Annotated in this window: 13 protein-coding genes; 2 read left to right on the forward strand and 11 right to left on the reverse strand. The window is 65.6% G+C overall.

What is annotated here, in order from left to right; all coding sequences use genetic code 11:
• Positions 1–21: 21 nt before the first annotated feature.
• The 4 genes from ACH2CY_RS14760 to ACH2CY_RS14775 form a co-directional block, all read right to left on the reverse strand.
• Entirely contained in the window at positions 22–1,350 is a 1,329-nt protein-coding gene (locus ACH2CY_RS14760; protein WP_395020043.1) for an HlyD family type I secretion periplasmic adaptor subunit, read from the reverse strand.
• 26 nt (positions 1,351–1,376) lie between these two features.
• Positions 1,377–3,833: a type I secretion system permease/ATPase gene (locus tag ACH2CY_RS14765; protein ID WP_395020044.1), complete on the reverse strand. Its 2,457-nt coding sequence runs from the start codon at positions 3,831–3,833 to the stop codon at positions 1,377–1,379.
• A gap of 928 nt (positions 3,834–4,761) precedes the next feature.
• Positions 4,762–6,327 (reverse strand): class I SAM-dependent methyltransferase, encoded by a 1,566-nt coding sequence (locus ACH2CY_RS14770; protein ID WP_395020045.1) that lies wholly within the window; start codon positions 6,325–6,327, stop codon positions 4,762–4,764.
• A 92-nt stretch (positions 6,328–6,419) separates the two neighbouring features.
• On the reverse strand, positions 6,420–7,013 hold the full coding sequence (locus ACH2CY_RS14775; RefSeq protein ID WP_395020046.1) for a ribbon-helix-helix domain-containing protein: 594 nt from the start codon (positions 7,011–7,013) through the stop codon (positions 6,420–6,422).
• A gap of 241 nt (positions 7,014–7,254) precedes the next feature.
• Here ACH2CY_RS14775 and ACH2CY_RS14780 point away from each other — a divergent pair, with 241 nt between their 5' ends.
• On the forward strand, positions 7,255–7,608 hold the full coding sequence (locus ACH2CY_RS14780; RefSeq protein WP_395020047.1) for a hypothetical protein: 354 nt from the start codon (positions 7,255–7,257) through the stop codon (positions 7,606–7,608).
• A 78-nt stretch (positions 7,609–7,686) separates the two neighbouring features.
• Here ACH2CY_RS14780 and ACH2CY_RS14785 read toward each other — a convergent pair whose 3' ends face one another.
• Positions 7,687–8,016, reverse strand: a complete 330-nt coding sequence (locus tag ACH2CY_RS14785; RefSeq protein ID WP_395020048.1) for a hypothetical protein — start codon at positions 8,014–8,016, stop codon at positions 7,687–7,689.
• Between the two features lie 321 nt (positions 8,017–8,337).
• Between ACH2CY_RS14785 and ACH2CY_RS14790 the strand changes: the two genes are divergently transcribed.
• Complete coding sequence (locus ACH2CY_RS14790) at positions 8,338–11,460, forward strand: EAL domain-containing protein (protein ID WP_395020049.1); 3,123 nt, start codon at positions 8,338–8,340, stop codon at positions 11,458–11,460.
• Between the two features lie 4 nt (positions 11,461–11,464).
• On the opposite strand, the gene ACH2CY_RS14795 is transcribed toward ACH2CY_RS14790, so the two are convergent.
• Genes ACH2CY_RS14795 through ACH2CY_RS14820 form a run of 6 tightly spaced genes read right to left on the reverse strand, consistent with a single transcriptional unit; the run spans position 11,465 to position 17,932 of the window.
• Positions 11,465–12,385 carry a ribokinase gene (locus ACH2CY_RS14795; RefSeq protein ID WP_395020050.1) on the reverse strand — a complete coding sequence of 307 codons (921 nt, stop codon included), beginning with the start codon at positions 12,383–12,385 and terminating at the stop codon, positions 11,465–11,467.
• Positions 12,386–12,408: 23 nt separating this feature from the next.
• Positions 12,409–14,574, reverse strand: a complete 2,166-nt coding sequence (locus ACH2CY_RS14800; protein ID WP_395020052.1) for a trehalase family glycosidase — start codon at positions 14,572–14,574, stop codon at positions 12,409–12,411.
• An 8-nt stretch (positions 14,575–14,582) separates the two neighbouring features.
• Complete coding sequence (locus tag ACH2CY_RS14805; RefSeq protein ID WP_395020053.1) at positions 14,583–15,167, reverse strand: cysteine hydrolase family protein; 585 nt, start codon at positions 15,165–15,167, stop codon at positions 14,583–14,585.
• A 37-nt stretch (positions 15,168–15,204) separates the two neighbouring features.
• A complete protein-coding gene (locus ACH2CY_RS14810) occupies positions 15,205–16,269 on the reverse strand; it encodes an ABC transporter ATP-binding protein (protein ID WP_395020054.1) in 1,065 nt (354 codons plus the stop codon).
• The gene (locus ACH2CY_RS14815; RefSeq protein WP_395020055.1) at positions 16,266–17,072 is read right to left on the reverse strand and encodes an ABC transporter permease; all 807 of its coding nucleotides are present in this window, start codon (positions 17,070–17,072) and stop codon (positions 16,266–16,268) included. The genes ACH2CY_RS14810 and ACH2CY_RS14815 overlap by 4 nt, the downstream gene beginning before the upstream one ends.
• Positions 17,069–17,932, reverse strand: coding sequence for an ABC transporter permease (locus ACH2CY_RS14820; RefSeq protein ID WP_395020056.1), 864 nt, complete (start codon positions 17,930–17,932; stop codon positions 17,069–17,071). The genes ACH2CY_RS14815 and ACH2CY_RS14820 overlap by 4 nt, the downstream gene beginning before the upstream one ends.
• Positions 17,933–18,086 lie beyond the last annotated feature (154 nt).

An 18,086-nucleotide genomic window follows, 5' to 3' on the forward strand; every position in this document is an offset into this window, starting at 1 on the left:
CGCACACTTATTAACAAGTTTCTAGCGTTCGGTAAGAGCCGTGTCCCGGGCCTTCAAGATCGGCTTCAGGAGGTATTCGAGGACGGTTTTGTTTCCAGTCAGGATGTCCACGGTGGCGGTCATGCCTGGGATAATCGGCAGCTGCTCCCCCTGCTTGCCGACCAGGAAGTTCTTATCTGTTCGCAGACGCACCCGGAAGAACAGCTCTTTCTTCTCATTTTCGATCGCGTCGGCGCTGATCTGCTCCAGCGTGGCATCGAGGCCGCCATAGATGCTGTAATCGTAGGCGGTGATCTTAACCTTCGCCTTTTGGTTGGGGGCGATGAAGCCGCGGTCCTGCGGCCGGATCTGCGCCTCGATCAGCAGATTGTCCTCGATAGGAACGATTTCCATGATGTCCTGGGCCGGCTGAATGACGCCGCCCAAGGTCCGGGCCTTGATCTCCTTGACCGTCCCCTTGACCGGAGAGCGGAGCTCGGTCCGACCGACCTTGGCGCTGGCTTCCTTCATCGATTCGCGGACGCTGGCGAGATCGCTCTGCTGCTTGGCGAGCTCGCCGGCCGACTCGGCCTTGAAGGTGGCCACGGCCTCGCTGAGCTTGCTCTGCGATTCCTGCAGCGCCGACTTGGCGCTGGGCAGCGAGGCGCGCGCATTGTTGAGTTCGGAGCGGTAGTTCTGCGCTTCCTGCTTTGCCTTCAGGAGATCGACCTTGGAGGCGGCGCCGGCGGCAACCGCGGGACCGAGAATGGCGACCTGCTGCTCGGCCACGTCGAGGCCGGCGGCGGCGGAAGAGATCTTGGTGTTGATCGCGTTAATGTCCTGTTTGCGCTGCTCGATCTGGTCGCGGAGCGTCGTGAGCTGGGCCGAGAGCTGGTTCTGGCGGATGACGAACTGGCTCTGCTCCTGCGCGATCTTGTCCGGTGCGTCTTTCTCGACGTCGTCCGGGAAGTCGATCTCGGCGGGCTCGCTCTTGCCGGCGATCTCGGCCTGGAGCCGGGCGATCGCGGCGGAAGCGATGTAGTAGCGCTGCTTCAATTCGGCCAGGCTGTGGATCGCGGTGCTGTTGTCGATGACCAGCAGGACCTGGTCCTTCTCGACCACGTCGCCTTCCCGCACCCGCATCTCCTGGAGCGTGCCGCCGTCGAGGCTCTGCATGATCTGGGTCTGGCTCGAGGGAATGACCTTGCCCTCGCCGCGCGTGATCTGGTCGAGGCTGGCGAAATAGGACCAGACCAGGAAGCTGAAGACGACGAACAGGATCGCGCCGAGGAGGATGTGGCCGAAGCGCTGGATGCCTTCGCGCTCGGTTTCGGCGGGATCGATCCAGAGGTCACGGTTGGTCAGCGACATGATGGAATCCTTTTAAACCTCTGGCCTCAACCTTCGTTGGCCCGGATACGGCCCTTCATCAGCGCATCGAGCACGCCCGCCTTCGGCCCGTCGGCGACCACCTTGCCGCGGTCGAGCACGATCAGGCGATCGACCAGGGAGAGCATCGAGTTGCGGTGGGTGACCAGGAGCAAGGTCTTGCCCGGCACGATTTCGCCGAGGCGCGTCTTGAACGTGTTCTCGGTCGAGTTGTCCATCGAGCTGGTCGGCTCGTCCAGCACCAGGATCGGCGGGTTGAGCAGCAGCGCCCGCGCCACGGCGACCGACTGGCGCTGGCCGCCCGAGAGATAGCGGCCGTTCTCGCCGGTCGGCATGTCGTAGCCCAGCGGATGCTGGCGCACGAACTGGTCGACGCCGGCCAAGGTCGCGGCGCGGAGGAAGGAGTCCTCGTCCACGTAAGGCGCGCCCAAGGTGATGTTGTCCTTCACCGAACCGAAGAAGAGATGCGGATCCTGCAGCACACAGCCGATCGACTGGCGGAGATCCGTCGGGTCGAGCTGGCGGATGTCGGTGCCATCGACCAGCACCGCGCCTTCGGAGGGCTCGAACAGGCCCATGACCAGACGTTCGATCGTGGTCTTGCCGGAACCGATGCGGCCGACGATGCCGACCCGCTCGCCGGGCTGGATGCGGAACGAGACGCCGTCCAGGGCCGGGGTCTGCGCGTTCGGATACTTGAAGACGACGTTGCGGAACTCGATGCCGCCGTCGATGCGCGGGCGACGCAGGAACACCTTGCCTTGCGGCCGCTCGACCGGCAGGTCCATCAGGCGGTTCAAGCCCTTCAGCGAGGTCCAGGACTGATGGAAGCGCACGATCAGGCCGGCGATCTGGCCCAAGGGCGCCATCGCGCGGCTGGTGAGCATGGAGGCCGCCACCATGGCGCCGGTGGTCAGCGCCGGATAGGGGCTGGTCGGGTCATGGGTGAAGATCATGTAGCAACCGACCATCAGCACGCCGACGAAGGCGAGGTTCGAACTCATCACCACGAAGTTGATGGCGATCGTCGACCAGAAACGCGACTCCATCGCCGAGGACGAGGACGCGGCGACGTAGCCGTCCCAGTCGCGCTGCATCTGGCCTTCAGCGGACGCGGCCTTGATGGTGTCGAGGCCGTTGATGGTCTCGACCAGCATGGCGTGCTTCTGCGCCATCTCGCGGTAGGAGCGCTCGACCGCCTTCTGCATCGGCGCCTGGACCGCAATGCTGACCAGGATCACCGCCGGCACCAGGATCGCCGGCACCAGGGCAACCGGACCGGCCAGGATGAAGATGATGACCAGGAAGATCAGCACGAACGGCAGATCGATCACCGCAGAGAGAGTCGCCGAGGTGAAGAAGTCGCGCAGCGTCTCGTAGGATTGGATGTTGGAGGCGAAGGCGCCGGCCGATTGCGGCCCGGCGGCCATGCGGATCGAAAGGATATGCTCGAACAGCGAGGAGGACACCTTTCTGTCGAGCGACTTGCCGGCCTTGTCGAGGAAATAGGCGCGCAGGGTGCGCAACAGGAAGTCGAAGACGAAGATGGTGATGGCGCCAAGCGCCAGCACCCACATCGTCCCTTCGGCCTTGTTCGGCACGACGCGGTCATAGACCTGCATCGAGAAGATCGAGGTGGCGATGGTGAAGATGTTGATCAGCAGTGCCGCGACGACGACCTCGCCATAGACCGGCGTGAATTTCGCGACATTGGTCCAGAACCAGTTGCGCGGCCGGGCCTCGGTGAGATCGGCGGAACGGGTGTCGAGCCGGATCTTCGGGCGCACCACGATCTGGACGCCGGTGTAGACCGCTTCGAGCTCGGCCAGCGGGTAGGAGTGGCTGCCGTCGAGATTGTCGGGAGTCGCTATCTCCGCCATGCCGGCGCGCGGGGGCGACAACAGAACGCAGGCCTTGCGGTTCTTCAGCAGAAGAACCGCGGGCAGGCTCATCTTGTCGACCTGGTCCAGCTTGCGCCGGATCTGCGAAGCCGAAAGACCGGAGCGGTCGGCGGCGCGCAGGAAGAGATCGGGCGTCATGCCGTCGTCGCCGACCGGCAAGCCGCTCGAGAGCGCGGCGGGCGACTTCGGCGAACCAAAGATGCGGGTCATGATGACGAGGCAGGAGAGCAACTGGTCTTCGCGCGAGGTCGGGCCGGAATATTCGATCGGCACCTGCGGCGCGTCACTGCGCACCAGTTCAGCCGCATGCAACGGCGGCGTTGCGGCGGCGGGTGCGCGCGGCGGGATGCCGGCGGGCGGCATTGACCCTTGCGGCGCGGCGCCACCTTGCGGCGCAGGATTGGGCCGCGCGGCGCCGGCGGGCGAGGTCGAAGGGGCGGAAGTTGAAGCGGGTGCTGCGGGGCGCGGTGCCGCCGTGGTCGAAACGGGCGCAGCGCTTTCGCCGGTGCCGCGTTGGCTCGAACCGGAGGCGGTCGCTTCCGACGAAGGTGCGTTGCTGCTCATGGGGCGCGGCGCATCCATAGTCTTTTCCGGGGTCGGTGGATAGGTGGAATTCGATACCGGTCCGGCTGCCGCGGGACGCGACGCCTGAGGAGGTTGTGCCGCGGGTTGCGGTGCCGGTTGGCGTGGTGGTGTTGAGATGCTCGGCGCTACTTTGGGCTCCGCCGCTTTGGTTTCGACCGGTTTGGCTTCCACCGCTTTCGGCTCGGCTTTGGTCTCAGCTTTCGGTTCGGGCGCCTTCACCTCGACGGGTTTCGCCTCGGCGGCAACCGGCTTCACTTCGGCCGGAACCGGCTTTGCCTCGACCGGCATCGGTTTCGGCTCGGGCGCTCTGATTTCTGGGGCTCTCACTTCCGGCGCCCGCATTTCGACCGGCTTTGCTTCATTCGAAGGATTGACGCGCGGCTGGAGCTCAGGCGCAGGCGCGGCTCCGGGATGAGAAATCTTCGGCTCAACCCGCTTCGCCTCGACCGCGGCCGACGCGGAAATGGCCGGCGCCGCAGGCTGCAGGCCCAATCCGGCACGCAGCCGGCTCAACGGCGTGTCTTCCGCAGCCACCGGATCGTCCGATCCCTTCGCCGAAGCCGCCTTCGGATCGAGGCGGCTGCCGAATTTGAATCCCATAGTCCCCGTCTCTTTTCCCACGGACCGGCGATACCCAACCGATCGGCCTATCCCTAGCAGCAGGATAAAGCATTAATCATATAAACCCTTGGCAAATGATTAACAAATGACATCCGACACACTTCGGTGTGGCACAGCTGCATTTGCCTTAGGATCGTCGGGTGGTCGCACGTCCATGTGAGCCGGTTGGTGACCGGGCGCACATCAAGACGACTGCATTCTGCTCCAGAGATCGTTTATTCGGCGTGACAGAACGCGCACGAGAACCTGGCGGCGGAACGGACGATTTCCGAACGAGAGATTTCGACTAAGCCGCCTCCACCACGCCGTAGCGCATCAAGGTGGGAACGGCGCGCGTAAGGAAACGGCCAACGATCTCGCCGGTCTTGGCCGCCGCCTCCTTCTCGTCGGTGATCGGCGCGCCATCCTTGTTGACCCGGACGCCGCGGCTCTTCAACTCCTCGCCGACCGCAGCGGTGAGCTTGGCGGTCGGAACGCCCTCCTCCAGCAAGGAGAGTGCCACGGCATCGAGTGAATCGATCGCAAGACCGCTGCCGACCTGCGGTGCGATCAGGTACTGGCGGCTGATCGTCTGCCGTCCGAGCTCGATCAGGCGACGGTTGATGTTGTCGACGATACGGATCCGCTCCGGCTTCGCCGACAAACCGCTCGGCTGGAACGCCGATCCCACCGGAATGAGCTTACCGACCGCTGACATCAAAAGCACGGTGCGCTCCAGCTCCTGGATGTTCTTCTTGGCGCCGGTGGTCTCGATGATCTGGTCCAGCGACAGGGAGCCCTTGGCCAACGCCTCGCGGATCATCTGCGCCGATTTCTGGTCAAAGCTGATCTCGCCGCGCGGCACCTTGGTCTTGTCAGTGAAATCCTCGACCGGTCCGGGCAAGGCGAAGCAGGCGTTCCTGAGATGCCGCGAGGTCTCACCGCGCGGCAAGCGCGGATGGCCGCGCACATAGACGTCGCGCCGGAAGCGCTGGCCCACCAGGAAATCCTGCGCCAGCTGACGCAGCCGGTCGGTCGGCTGCTTCTTGCAATAGGCGACCGCCGGATCCGGCATCATCAGCTCGAGATGGTTCTCCATCAGCGTCGCCGAGCCGAGATAGGTGAGCTTCGCCCGGTCCATCTCATCGGCCACGTCGGCCGAATAGAAGGTGGTCCAGCTGGCGTTGAGATATTCGTGCGCGAGGTAGTTGGTGGCGCGCTTGGTCAGCTTGCCGACCTGGTCGGCGGCGGTCGGGTTGGCGCGGAAATAGCCGAGCTTCAGCGCCGCCATCTCCTCGGCGTCCTTGGCGGCCTTCTCGACCCGCGCGGCGCTGTCGCCGTGATGGGTCTGGCCGAATTCCAGCAGCAGGCGGCGGATCGGCGCCTCGTTGGTCCAGCCGGGCAGGCAGTTGTAGCTGTTGTAGACGATGCCGCCGGGCTTCAGCTTCTTGTAGATGAAGCGCTGCACCGCGGCCCGGGTCTCCTCGCCGATCCAGGAGTAGATCCCGTGCAGGGTGACGAAGTCGAAATCCGGCAGGTCGACTTCGAGCAGCTCCTCGAAGGCCCGCTCGATGAAATGCGCGTTGTCGATGCCGAGCTGCCTGGAGAGGTGCTGGGCGGTGTCGATATGGGCGGGATTGAAATCGACGCCGTAGAAATTGCCACGCGGGAAACAGGCCGCAAGCACGTTGACCGACTGGCCGAGGCCACAGCCGAGGTCGATATGGTTGAAGCCTTCATCGAGCAGGCGCGGATGCGCGCCGTTGGCCATGGCGACATGATTGAGCCAGGCCGGCGACAGCTCACGAAAGAAACTGTTGGTGTAGCTGACGTCGGTAACGTAGCCCTGCGACCAGCCGGCTCCGGCGCTCATGCACTCCCCCTCCCCTTTGACCACGACGGGCGTTGCTGCCCGCCTTCGCCGGCAGCACGGGCGTCGCGGTTCTGTGCGATCGCCCGGTCAGCTCAGCCGACGTCAATCATGATGACGTAAATGAGATCCGTGTCCGAGCGGCGCAAGACCGGGCAGATGGTCGCCTTCGCCATGATCAGCCGGCCGGGTCGCAGGCAGACGATGCGCGCCGGGAAGACCTGGTACTTGCCCTGGCCGAACTGCTCGACGATCTGGCCCAGCGACAGGGTCGACTTCACCTGGAAATACTGATCGACCGGCCGGCCGACCAGCGCGGATTCCGCGAGGCCGAGCCACTTCTGCGCCGGCCCGTTGGCCTTCTGCACCGCGTTGCGGCCATCGACCACGAAGCACGGCGCCGGAGATGCATCGGCGATCAGCGCCGCCGAGATGCCCTCGCCCGACATCTGCGTCAGCCGGACCTTGCTCTCAAGCTCCTCGATCTGGGTCTTCAACTCGGCAAGGCATTGCGCGCGCACCGTCGCCGAGAAGTTGCCTTCGTGATTGGTGGCAACCGCCAGCTCGTCGACCAGCTGGTTCAAGCGCATGTTGCGCCGCGCAGCCGCCTGCTCTAGAGCGTTCCAAGAGCTGTAGTCGAGCTTCAAGGAATAGCGACGCCCCTTGAACTGGACGACGCGATGAATCAATCGCGGGTCCGGGATCGAAGCGAGCTTTATCGAAGACGTGCGTTGGGCGGTCGCGTCCGACAAGGCCGAGCAGCTCCCATCTTGAATACCAGCCTCACCCCCGATCGGCCCCTCCGATCGTGTCTGACGGCCAGCGCACAAGCGTGTGCGAAAACGCTGTTTAGCACAATGTGGAAGTGGTTAATATACCCTCCAGCGGACTCACACAACTTTTGCCGCCTGAAGCGGCCGGGGGAACACAATGCCTTTCGTGAAACGTGACGCTGCAGGCCGGGTCACCTCCCTTCACCGGGAGCAAGATTCCCAGGATCTTCAATACCTTCCGTTGGATCACCCGGATGTCGCGGGATTCCTGGAGCCATTCGGGGAACGGCGCAACCAGGGCCGCGGCGCGCTGCTGCAATCCGATCTGGAGATGATCCGAGTCTATGAGGATCTGACCGATATCCTGATCGGCAAGCGTATCGTGGCGCTCACCGACTTCCCCCAGGCAGCCCAGGAAAAGCTCATGCGCCGCAGGCGCTTGCGCTCGTCCTTGAGTCCGATCACGGAAGCCCTGGGGGTGCCCATGGACGACGACGGCCTGCTGCCCTGACAGGCCGCAGGCGGGTCGCGCCGGACCGCACGCGGAAGCGCGCGCGGATCAAAGCGTTTCAGCACTAGCTGTGGGCGGTCAGACCGCGTCCTGGCTCACGGAAATCGACAGGCCCGGCGAGTAGTAGAGCCGCGTGCCGTCCTCGAAGACCCAGAACTGCATGCCGCCGACATCGATACCGCCGGCGGTCGTGTGCGCCGGAGAAACTCCGGCATCCAGGACCCTCAGGTCGGTTTCGATGTTCACCTGCGGATCGTCGCCTTCGTTCATGACGACAATCTCGCCGTTTGCGTCCGGCAGCAGATCGGAGAGCGCGAGTCTGACGGTCAGGTCCAATTCCTGGTCCTGATGGTCGAACTCCAGATCCGTGTCCCCGGTCAAGGCCGGGACCTCGTGTTTCCCGTCCATCAACCCATCCCTCACTTGGCACCCAACTTGATGTGTAACATGTACATAAAATGCCCGCAGAACTCTAATTAAATGTTAAGCGAAAGCTTGCTAATCCGCCAAAGATCGCACCGGGCGGTTGGATTTCGCGGAAACACCGCAGCAGAGAATTTGAAATTTCAATATGTTAGCGCCGATCCCTCGCATGATATCCGGCCGAGGACGCGGGGCTTGGACAGGCCGCTGCAACCCCGCGCCGTCGGGACGACAAACGGCCGTTAACCGACTATAGTTCCAGGGAAGATGGGGAATCGGCGGGCCGATTCCGGGGATCCGGTCGGAATGGCAAGCATCGGCGGTGCAATCGGGAAGCGCTCGGCGGCGGTCGTGGTCGCTGTGCTGGTCACCTTGCTGGTCGCCTTCACGATGATCCGGCTGGATCCGGCCCTGCTCGACCGGGTCGAGGCCGAAAACTACGACCTGCGCTTCCGGATCCGCGGGGTCGAGAAGCCCGGCCCCGAGACCGTGGTGGTCGCCGCGGACGAGAAGACCGCAGCCGTGTTCGGCCGCTGGCCGTTCTCGCACCGCTACTTCGCCCTGGCCATCGACCGCCTGAAGGCGGACGGCGCCAAGGTCATCGCCTTCGACATCATCTTTCCCGACCCCGAATTGTCCTTTCCGGACGACGTCCGGGCGAAGCTCTCCGCGCTGGCCGCCGCCATGCCGCCGGATTCCACCGAGGGCAAGGCGCTGCAGTCGGTGCTCGATGCGCCGAGCCCGGACGACGCCATGGCCCAGTCGATGACGGCCGCCGGGAACGTGGTGCTGCCCTTCACGCTGGACATGGGCGATGCCGAGATCCGCGGGGTCGAGGCGCCGGCCTTCGTCGAGGATTGGGCCTACGGCAAGCTCAATGCCCGGCCCGACGGCAGCAACGACGTCGGCAAGCAAGCGATCGGCGTGCTGCCGCCGGTGGCGCAGCTGGGCGAGGCCGCGGTCGCCGGCGGCTTCGTCAATGTCGACAAGGACCGCGACAGCGCGCCGCGCTCGGAAAACTTCGCCTGGCAGTTCGACGGCGAGACCTATCCGCCCCTCTCGCTGGCGGCCGCCGCCGCCTATCTCGGCGTCTCGCCGCTGGACCTGCAGATCACGCTGGGCTCGCCGATGGAGCTGGGCAGCGTCGCGGTCGGCGACCGGCAGCTGCCGATCAACAGCGCCGCCAAGACGCTGGTCAACTACTACGGCCCGAACCAGACCATTCCCACCTATTCGCTGCTCGACGTGGTCGAGGGCAAGTTCGCGCCCGGCACCTTCACCGACAAGGTGGTGTTCGTCGGCGTGACGCTGACCGCGGTGCAGGATCTCTTCAAGTCGTCGTTCAGCCTCAATTTCCCGGGCGTCGAGCGCCACGCCACCATCACCCAGCGCATCCTGGAAGGACCGGCGCTGGTCGAGCCGGATTACATGGTGCTGGTCAACCTCGGCGCGCTGGCCGTGCTGGGGTTGCTGACCGCGGCCTTCACCGCCCGCATGCCCGCCAGCGGCGGAATCGCCGGCACCGTCGTCCTGGTCGTGGTCTGGTGGGGCATCGGCCAGCTGGCGCTGTTCCCCGGCGGGGTCCGGCTGAACTTCGTCTATCCGGCGCTCGCGGTGCTGGCGAGCTTCATCGCGATGACCGTGCTCCGGGTCGTGCGCGAGGAGCAGCAGCGCCGCGCCGCCGAACGCAGCCTGCGCATCAGCGAGGAACGCTATGCGCTCGCCGCGCGCGGCGCCAACGACGGGCTCTGGGACTGGGACCTGGTCACCAGCCGCTTCTACTCATCGCCGCGCTGGCACCAGATGCTGGGCATCGCGGCCGAGGAAGCCCGCGGCACGCCGGACGACTGGTTCACCCGCACCAACACCGAGGACGTGACGACCTTGCGGGCCGCGATCCAGGCGCATCTCTCCGGCCAGTCGGCGCATTTCGAGCAGGAATTCCGCATGCGCCATGCCGACCAGAGCGACCGCTGGATGCATGCCCGCGGCCTCGCGGTGGTAGACAAGATCGGCAAGCCCTATCGCTTCGCCGGCTCGATGACCGACATTACCGACCGCAAGCTCGCCGAACGGCAGCTGCTGTTCGACGCCTTCCACAGCCGCTTGACGGGCCTGCCTAACCGCGCGCTGCTGATCGACCGCATCAACCAGGCGACCCAGCTCTGGCATCCCGGCGGCGAGAGCGACGTGATCGTGCTGATCCTCGACCTCGATCATTTCCGGCACATCAACGAGACCCTGGGCCAGGCGATCGGCGACCAGGTGCTGATCTCATTGGCGCGCAACCTGGAGCCGGCCTTGCGGCCGGACGACACGTTAGCGCATCTCGGCGAGGACGAGTTCGCGATCCTGCGCTTTTCGGCCGGCGACGTCCGCGGGCAGCTGGAGCAGCTGCTGGAGGCGCTCTACAGGGTCATGGCGGAGCCGATCTCGATCGACGGCCGCGACTTCGAGATGACCGCCAGCATCGGCTATGTGTTCGCCTCACAGTCCGCCGGCGAGAGCGGCGACGAATTGCTGCGCGACGCCAACCTCGCGCTCTACAAGGCGAAGACCACCGGCCGCAACAAGGCAGAGCCGTTCGAGGCGGCGATGCACGCGACCGCGGTCAAGCGCTTCGACCTCGAGGCGGATCTCCGCCGCGCCATCGCAAAAGGTGGGGAGCTCGAGCTCTTCTACCAGCCGATCATCGACATCCAGAACGACCGCATGCACGGCTACGAGGCGCTGCTGCGCTGGCGCCACCCGACCCGCGGCCTGGTCTCGCCGATCGATTTCATCCCGCTCGCGGAAGATACCGGCCTCATCGTCGAGATCGGCCGGCGCTGCATCCTGGAAGCCGCGCGCCAGATCCAGGCCTGGACCCCGCCCGGCGGGGGCAAGCCGCCCCAGGTCGCGGTCAACGTCTCCGGCCGGCAGTTCGCCGCCGAGGGCCTGCTCGACGACATCGAGAACGCGCTCCGGATCACCGAGATTCCGCCCGGCAGCCTCAAGGTCGAGGTGACCGAGAGCCTGGTGATGGACAATCCGGAGCGCACCGTCGATCTCCTGAAGCGGATCATGGCGATCGGCTGCAAGGTCTCGATCGACGATTTCGGCACCGGCTATTCATCGCTCTCGCACTTGCACCGCTTCCCCTTCAACACGCTGAAGATCGACCGCTCCTTCATCGTGCGCATGGCGGACAGCCGCGAGGGCTACGAGATCGTCCGCGTCATCGCCAGCATGGCCAAGGTGCTGGAGCGCGACGTGGTCGCCGAAGGCGTCGAAGACCAGACCTCGGTCGCGACCTTGCGCGAGATGGGTGTCGAGTTCGTGCAGGGCTATGTCTACAGCAAGCCGCTGCCGGCCGCGGAAGCGACCGCCTTCCTGGAGAAGTGGCGCGAGAAGGAACGCGCGCGGGGGACTTCGAAGGCGGCGAGCTGAGCGCTCAATGCACCTTGATCGGCGGCAGGTCTTTCAGCCGCCTGTCGATCGCGGCCTTCATCGGCAGGCTGGGCTGGGCGCCGGGGATCAGGCAGGCGAGCGCCCCGGCGACCGAGCCGTAAGCGAGGCCGCGCGAGATGTCGCCGCCGCTGTCGATCGCCGCGGCGAAGGCGCCGACGAAGGCATCGCCGGCGCCGACCGTATCGACCGGCGTGATCAACAGCGCGGCCACGTCGTAGATCTTATGGCCGGAGAAGCCGCTGGCACCCTCGCCGCCCAGGGTGACGATCACCGTGGTCTGTGCGGCCTCTGCCACAGCGGCTGCGGCGGCGCGGGGATTGTCGCGGTGGCGGCCGAGCGAATCCGCGACCAGCATCGCCTCGGTCTCATTGACGATCAGCCAGTCCAACATGCGCACGATGTCGGTCGGCACGGCGGCCGCCGGGGCGACGTTCAGCATCACGCGGGAACCGCGCGCCTTGGCGCGGCGCACCAGGGTCCAGTTCTCCTCGAGCGGCACTTCCATCTGCAGCAGCACCATCGTCTCCGGCGTCAGCAGATGCTCCGGCACCTGGTCGGCGCGGGCATTGCTGTTGGCGCCGGCGGCGACCACGATGATGTTCTCGCCGCCCTTCTCGACGCAGATCGCGGCGAGGCCGGTCGGCTTCTCGTCCTTGGCGACCAGCGAGAGGTCAACGTCCTGCAGGTTGAGGTCGTTGAGCGCGATCGCGGAGAGATCGTCGGTGCCGACCCGCCCCACCATCCGCACCTGGGCGCCGGCGCGTGCTGCCGCCAGCGCCTGGTTGGCGCCCTTGCCGCCCGCCGCGAAGCTGTAGCCGGGACCGATCACCGTCTCGCCGTGGTTCGGCAGGCGGTCGACCGGGATCAGGAGATCCACATTCAACGAGCCGAACACGACGATCATGATCCCCTCCCCGGGCCTTTGTTCTATTTCCAGCGCAGCTGCAGCCGCCGCGCCTGGTGCATCGCCGGCAGGGTGACTTCACCCCGGGTCATGGCGATGTCGCGCCCGTCGAACTTAGCCGACCGGAGTTCCCCTGTCGCCTGGGCCGAAAGCACCATTGTGCCACCGCCCCGTGTGTCGAGGTCAGTCCCATCCGGCCTGATCTCGATCTGAGTCAGCCGGGTCGCGATATCGGTCCGCAGCACCGGCTGTGCATCCAGCGTGAGCGTCAGCCAGCCGCCTTCCGAAACCAGTTCGGCCTTGCGCCCGAAGGCAAGCAGCGGCCCGAGCCGCCAATCCCCTTCGGCCCGGTCCGGACGGGGGTTGATCTCCCAGCCATCCCAGGGTGTCACATCGATGATTTCATTGATCCCGATCAGCGGCATCAGCCCGCCCCAGCCGTAGAAGAGATCGGTATCGACCTGGTCGTCGGCCTGGCCGGTTTCGGCGCTGAAATTCTCCGGCATCTGCCGTTTGGCCCAGGCGGCAGCGAATAGCTTCACGCTGTCCCCGGCCAGCACCGTCGCCTCGGCCAAATGGCCGCAGCGCTTCAGCCCGCCATAGGTCAGGTAGTTGAGCGGCGGCCAGACCCGGCCGCGCCAATAGACATTGTCATGATAGGCCGGATCATCCCGCGTCACCGACGGCAGGCGATGCACGCCGCCGAAGGCACGCGGATCATCGAGCCATTTCAGCAAGCTCCCCTGCTGCGCTTCCGTCGCCGCCCCGGCCAGCATCGGATAAAAGCTGGTGGGTGCCAGGCTGCGAATGAAATTGCCGTTCCAGCGCCGGTTGGCGAAGATACCGCGCGCCGGATCCCAGAGCCGTTCCTCGATCCGCCGGCGCAAGGCGGCGGCGCGCGATTCCAGACGCTCCGCCGTCTTGGCATCGCCGCGCCCCCGGGCGAAGCGCGCGAGGATCTCGCCGTCGAGGGCGATCAGGCTGTTCAAGCCGACATCGGCCTGGTCGAGGCAGCCGCTCTTCGGGTCGTATTGCGCCTCGTCGTGGATCGGCGAGTTGTCCATGCTGGACTCGTTCTTGGCGCCGAGCTTGGTGCGCATGTAGAGCCCGTCGCCCACCGGCGAGGTGCCCCAGGCCATCAAGCCATCCTGGTTGCCGTCGCGCCGGCTGAACCACCAATCGTGATTGACCAGCAGCCGGTCATAGGCGAGATCGACGAGACTGTCGTCGCCGGTATGTTGCCAGATCTTCCAGAGAATGAAGCTGCAGATCGGCGGCTGCGAGCGGTCGATCCAGCGGTCGTTGCCGGTGATGAGGCAGGCGAAATTGCCCTCCGGCGTCTCGGTCGCCAACACCGCCTTGATGCAATCGCGCGCCAAGGTGGGATCGAACAGCGCGCTCATCAGCGCGTGATAGAAGAGATCGTCCAGCCAGACGCCGAAGCCGCCGAATTTCTGCGCCACCCAGTTGCGGCTCAGCGACATGTAGCGCCGCCGGTTGATCGCATCGAAGACGGTGTTCCAGCCGACCAGGTCGCGCAAGGCATCGAGCGGCGCCGCAGCGAAGCCCGACTGCAGCGGCTTAGGCTGCACAGCCTTCTGGATTGGCAGCGGCGCACCGCCGACGGTCACGGAAAAACTGAACCGCGGCATCTCCTCGAGATTGTAGCGGAGCGCCGCGACCCGCCCACGGGTTCCGCGCGAGGCGAGATAGAAATAACCGTGCTGCTTCAGCTCCGCCTCCAGCGCGGCGATCGAATCGTGGAAGGTCGCCATCAGCGGCGGCGCCTGGCCTGTCACCGTGATCGGCCTGCCGTCGATCTCGGCGGAAAGCCGGCCACTCTCGGGATCGTAGCGCCATTCGGTATCGCCCGCCTCGAACACCACGATGACCCAGACCCGGAGGCCCCATTCCGCCAACTTGCCGGCGCGCCATCCGCCGCGCAGCACGTCCGGTGAGGGCTTGTCGTAGCGCAGGTCGAGTTCGGAACCAGCGTGCTGCAAATGCAGGCTGACCCATGAACCATCGATCGCGCGCTCCCACAGCTGCAAGCCCGGCGCGGTCGCGGGAAAGGCAGTGAAGGTCCCGGTGCTGGCCGCATAGGCACAGGGCGTCACGGTGAGACCCAGCGGCAGATAGGTCATCTGCGCGGGGTAGACGCTGTCCCAGGTATTCCAATCGGTGTTCAAGGCCGGAGCTATTTCCACGCCGCTTCCAACTCCGCATGATTCATGACGGTGACCTGCGGCGCAAAATGCGGCGCGATGACGTCCAGGATCGCCTGATGCGCCTCCGGCACGCCGCTGGTCAGGGCATCGCGTGCGAGGACCACGAAATAACCGAGATCGACCGCGTCCAGTGCCGTCGCCCAGACGCAGACATCGGTCTCCACCCCGGAGAGAACGAGCGTATCGGTTCCGGCGGCCTGCAAGGCTGCGCCGAACTGCGCGTTGCCGAAGGCGGAGAAGGTGCTCTTGTCGAAGATCCCGGCCTTGCCCGCGAGCGTGCGGTGCTCGAGCAGGAGATCGACATAGTCGGCGCCGCCGCCGTCCAGGGTCGCGCTCGGCCATTGCTCATAGTATTTCCGCCAGGCGCCCGGCGCCGCGGCGGCATTCTGTGCCGGCACGAAGCGGGTCCAGAAGGTGCGGCCGGGCTTGTGCTCGGCGAGCCAGGTGACTTCCGGGCGGATGCGGCCGATATCCTTCACCGCCCAGTCGGGATGCTCGGCAAACAGCCGCTGCATGTCGATGACGATGTGCATGGCGCGTGAGAGATCCGGCATCCCCGTCCCCATCCTGCCTCACCCGCTCGGCTTCGACTCAGGGTGCGACCGGCACATTATGCTCCGGCGACCAGTGCAGGGTCACCTTGTCATCGGGCTGGAAGCGGCGGGGCGCGCTGTTCTGTTGAAAGACCGCGACGACCTGGTCGCCGACCTGCACCCGATAGGTCGTGCTGCTGCCCGAGAAAACCGCGCCGATCACGGAGCCCGTCAGCCGGTTGACGCCGACCGCGCTGCCCGGCTCGAGGCCGATCTTCTCCGGCCGCACCGCCAGCAGCGCCGCATCGCCGGCGCGGTAGCCGTCGGCCGGCGCCAGCGCCTCGCCGCCGAGCTTGAGCTCGATCCGCGCCTCGTTGCCGGAAATGGAAGCGACCCGGCCCTCCAGGAAATTGGCGACGCCGAGGAAGCCGGCGGCAAAACGGTTGGTCGGATGCTCATAGACCTCGAACGGCGGGCCGAGCTGGACGATCTGGCCCTGGTTCATGATGGCGATGCGGTCGCAGAGCGTCATCGCCTCTTCCTGGTCATGGGTGACGAAGATCGTGGTGATCCCGACCTCGCGCTGGATCCGCCGGAGCTCCACCTGCATCTCCTCGCGCAGATGCTTGTCGAGCGCGCCCAGCGGCTCGTCCAGCAGCAGCACCTTCGGCCGCGTCACCAGGGCGCGCGCCAAGGCGACGCGCTGCTGCTGGCCGCCGGAAAGCTGCTTGGGCTTGCGCTCCTGCAGGCCGGCCAGGCGCACCAGGCCGAGGATCTCATCGACCCGTGCCTTGATCTCGCCCGCCGGCATCTTGCGGACCGAGAGGCCGAAGGCGACGTTGTCGAACACCGTCATATGCGGGAACAAGGCGTAGTTCTGGAACACCATGCCGATGTCGCGCTTGTGCACCGGCACCGGGCGGATGTCCTCGCCGTCCAGCAATACCTGGCCGTGGTCGAGATCGATGAAGCCGGCGATCGCGCGCAGCAAGGTGGTCTTGCCGCTCCCGGAGGGCCCGAGCAGGCCGAACAGCTCGCCCTCCTTGAACTTCAGCGACACCTCATCCAGCGCGGCGAGCGCGCCGTAGCGCTTGGTGCAGCCGACGACTTCGACCGTGCTCATCGCTCACCGCCGAATTTGTAGAAGCGTGCGGTGATCAGCATGATGCCCATGGAAACCACGATGATGATGGTGGAAATGGCGTTGATCTCTGGTGTGAAGCCCTTGCGGATCGAGGTGTAGATCTCGACCGGCAGGGTGGTCACGCCCGGCGGCGCCAGGAAATAAGAGATCACGAACTGGTCGAAGGAGGTGGCGAAGGCGAACAGAGCCGCCGCCACCACGCCGGGCGCAATGATCGGCGCCGAGACCCGCCAGAAGGTCTGCCAGGGCGTGGCGCCCAGGGTCGCCGCCGCCTCCTCCACCGATTTCGGGAAATCCGACAGCCGCGCGCCCACGACGATGATCACGTAAGGCAGCGACAAGGCGACATGGCCGAGCAGGATCGCGTGCAGCCCGCGCGGCTTCAGGCCGATGGCGGGGAAGGTCCAGTAGAAGAACACCAGCATCGCCGTGCCGATCACCAGCCAGGGAATGGTGATCGGCGGCAGCAGCAGGAGCTGCATCAGGTTACGGCCGCGGAACTGGTAGCGCGAGAAGGCGAGCGCCGCCGCGGTGCCGAGCGCGGTCGCGACCACCGTGTTCACCAGGGCGATCACCACGCTGTTGCGCCCGGCATTCAGCAGCCGGTCGTTCTCCGCCAGCGCCTTGAACCAGACCAGGTCGAACTCGAAGGGCATCTGGTAGAGGGGCGAGCGGTTGAAGGCGAGCAGCGCCATCACCAGGATCGGCACGTAGAGGAACAGCAGGACCAGCGCCAGATAGGTCTTGGCGATGCCGCCGCCGATGTCGAGCTTGCGGTTCATCCCCAGACCCCGCGCCGCTTCAGGATCGGATAGAGCACGGCGAAGATCATCAGCACGATCGCCAGCATGGTGAAGGAGAGCGCGGCGCCGAGCGGCCAGTTCGCGGTCACGGTGAACTGCTCCTCGATATTCATGCCGAGCGTGGCGCCCTTGGCGCCACCGAGGATGCGCGGCTCCATGAAGGAGCCGATCACCGGCACGAAGATCAGCACCGCACCGGAGATGACTCCGGGCAGGCTCAGCGGGAAGACGACGCGGCGGAACACGGTCCAACTCTCCGCCCCGAGGCTGCGCGCCGCTTCCATCAGCGAGTCATCGATCGCCTGCAGCGAGACGTAGCAGGTGAGGATCATGTAGGGCAGATAGGAATGCACCAGGCCGATCACCACGGCCGGATAGGTGAACAGCAGGTTGATGGCCGGCGCATCGGGAAAGACCGCATGCAGCGCCATGTCCAGGAAGCCGCCCTGGCGCAGCACCATGGTCCAGGAGAAGACGCGAACCAGCGCGTTGCTCCAGAACGGCAGCACGATCAGCAGGAACAAGGCCTCGCGCCACCGTCCCTTGACTCGCTTGGCCAGCGCGTAAGCCGCCGGATAGCCGACCAGGAAGCAGAACAGGGTGGTCCAGAAGCCGAGCAGGATCGACCACCAGGTCAGCGGCAGATAGAAGGATTTCTGGAAGAAGGCGGCGTAGTTCGCCAGCGTGAAATTGGCCGGCCGTGGCACCAGCGGCGAGACGTCGAGAACGCTGCAATAGAGCATTGCCGAAAGCGGCAGGAAGATCGTCACCGCCAGCCAGGCATAAGCCGGCCCGGTCAGCCCGAAGATCGACCACATTTGCCGCTGGCGTGGCGACATGGTGATGTGCTGTCCCCTTGCTCTTGAGAGACCCGGCGCTGGATCAGGGACGCTCAGGCTGCACAGCCCCCCATCCCTGCCTTCCCCCTGAAGGGGGAAGGGGTCGGATAGAGTTGTCACATTCGCCGAAACACGATCCTTCTCCTCCCCCCTT

The sequence above is a fragment of the Dongia sp. genome (assembly GCF_041905885.1).
In the GTDB taxonomy this organism is placed as follows: Bacteria; Pseudomonadota; Alphaproteobacteria; order Dongiales; family Dongiaceae; genus Dongia.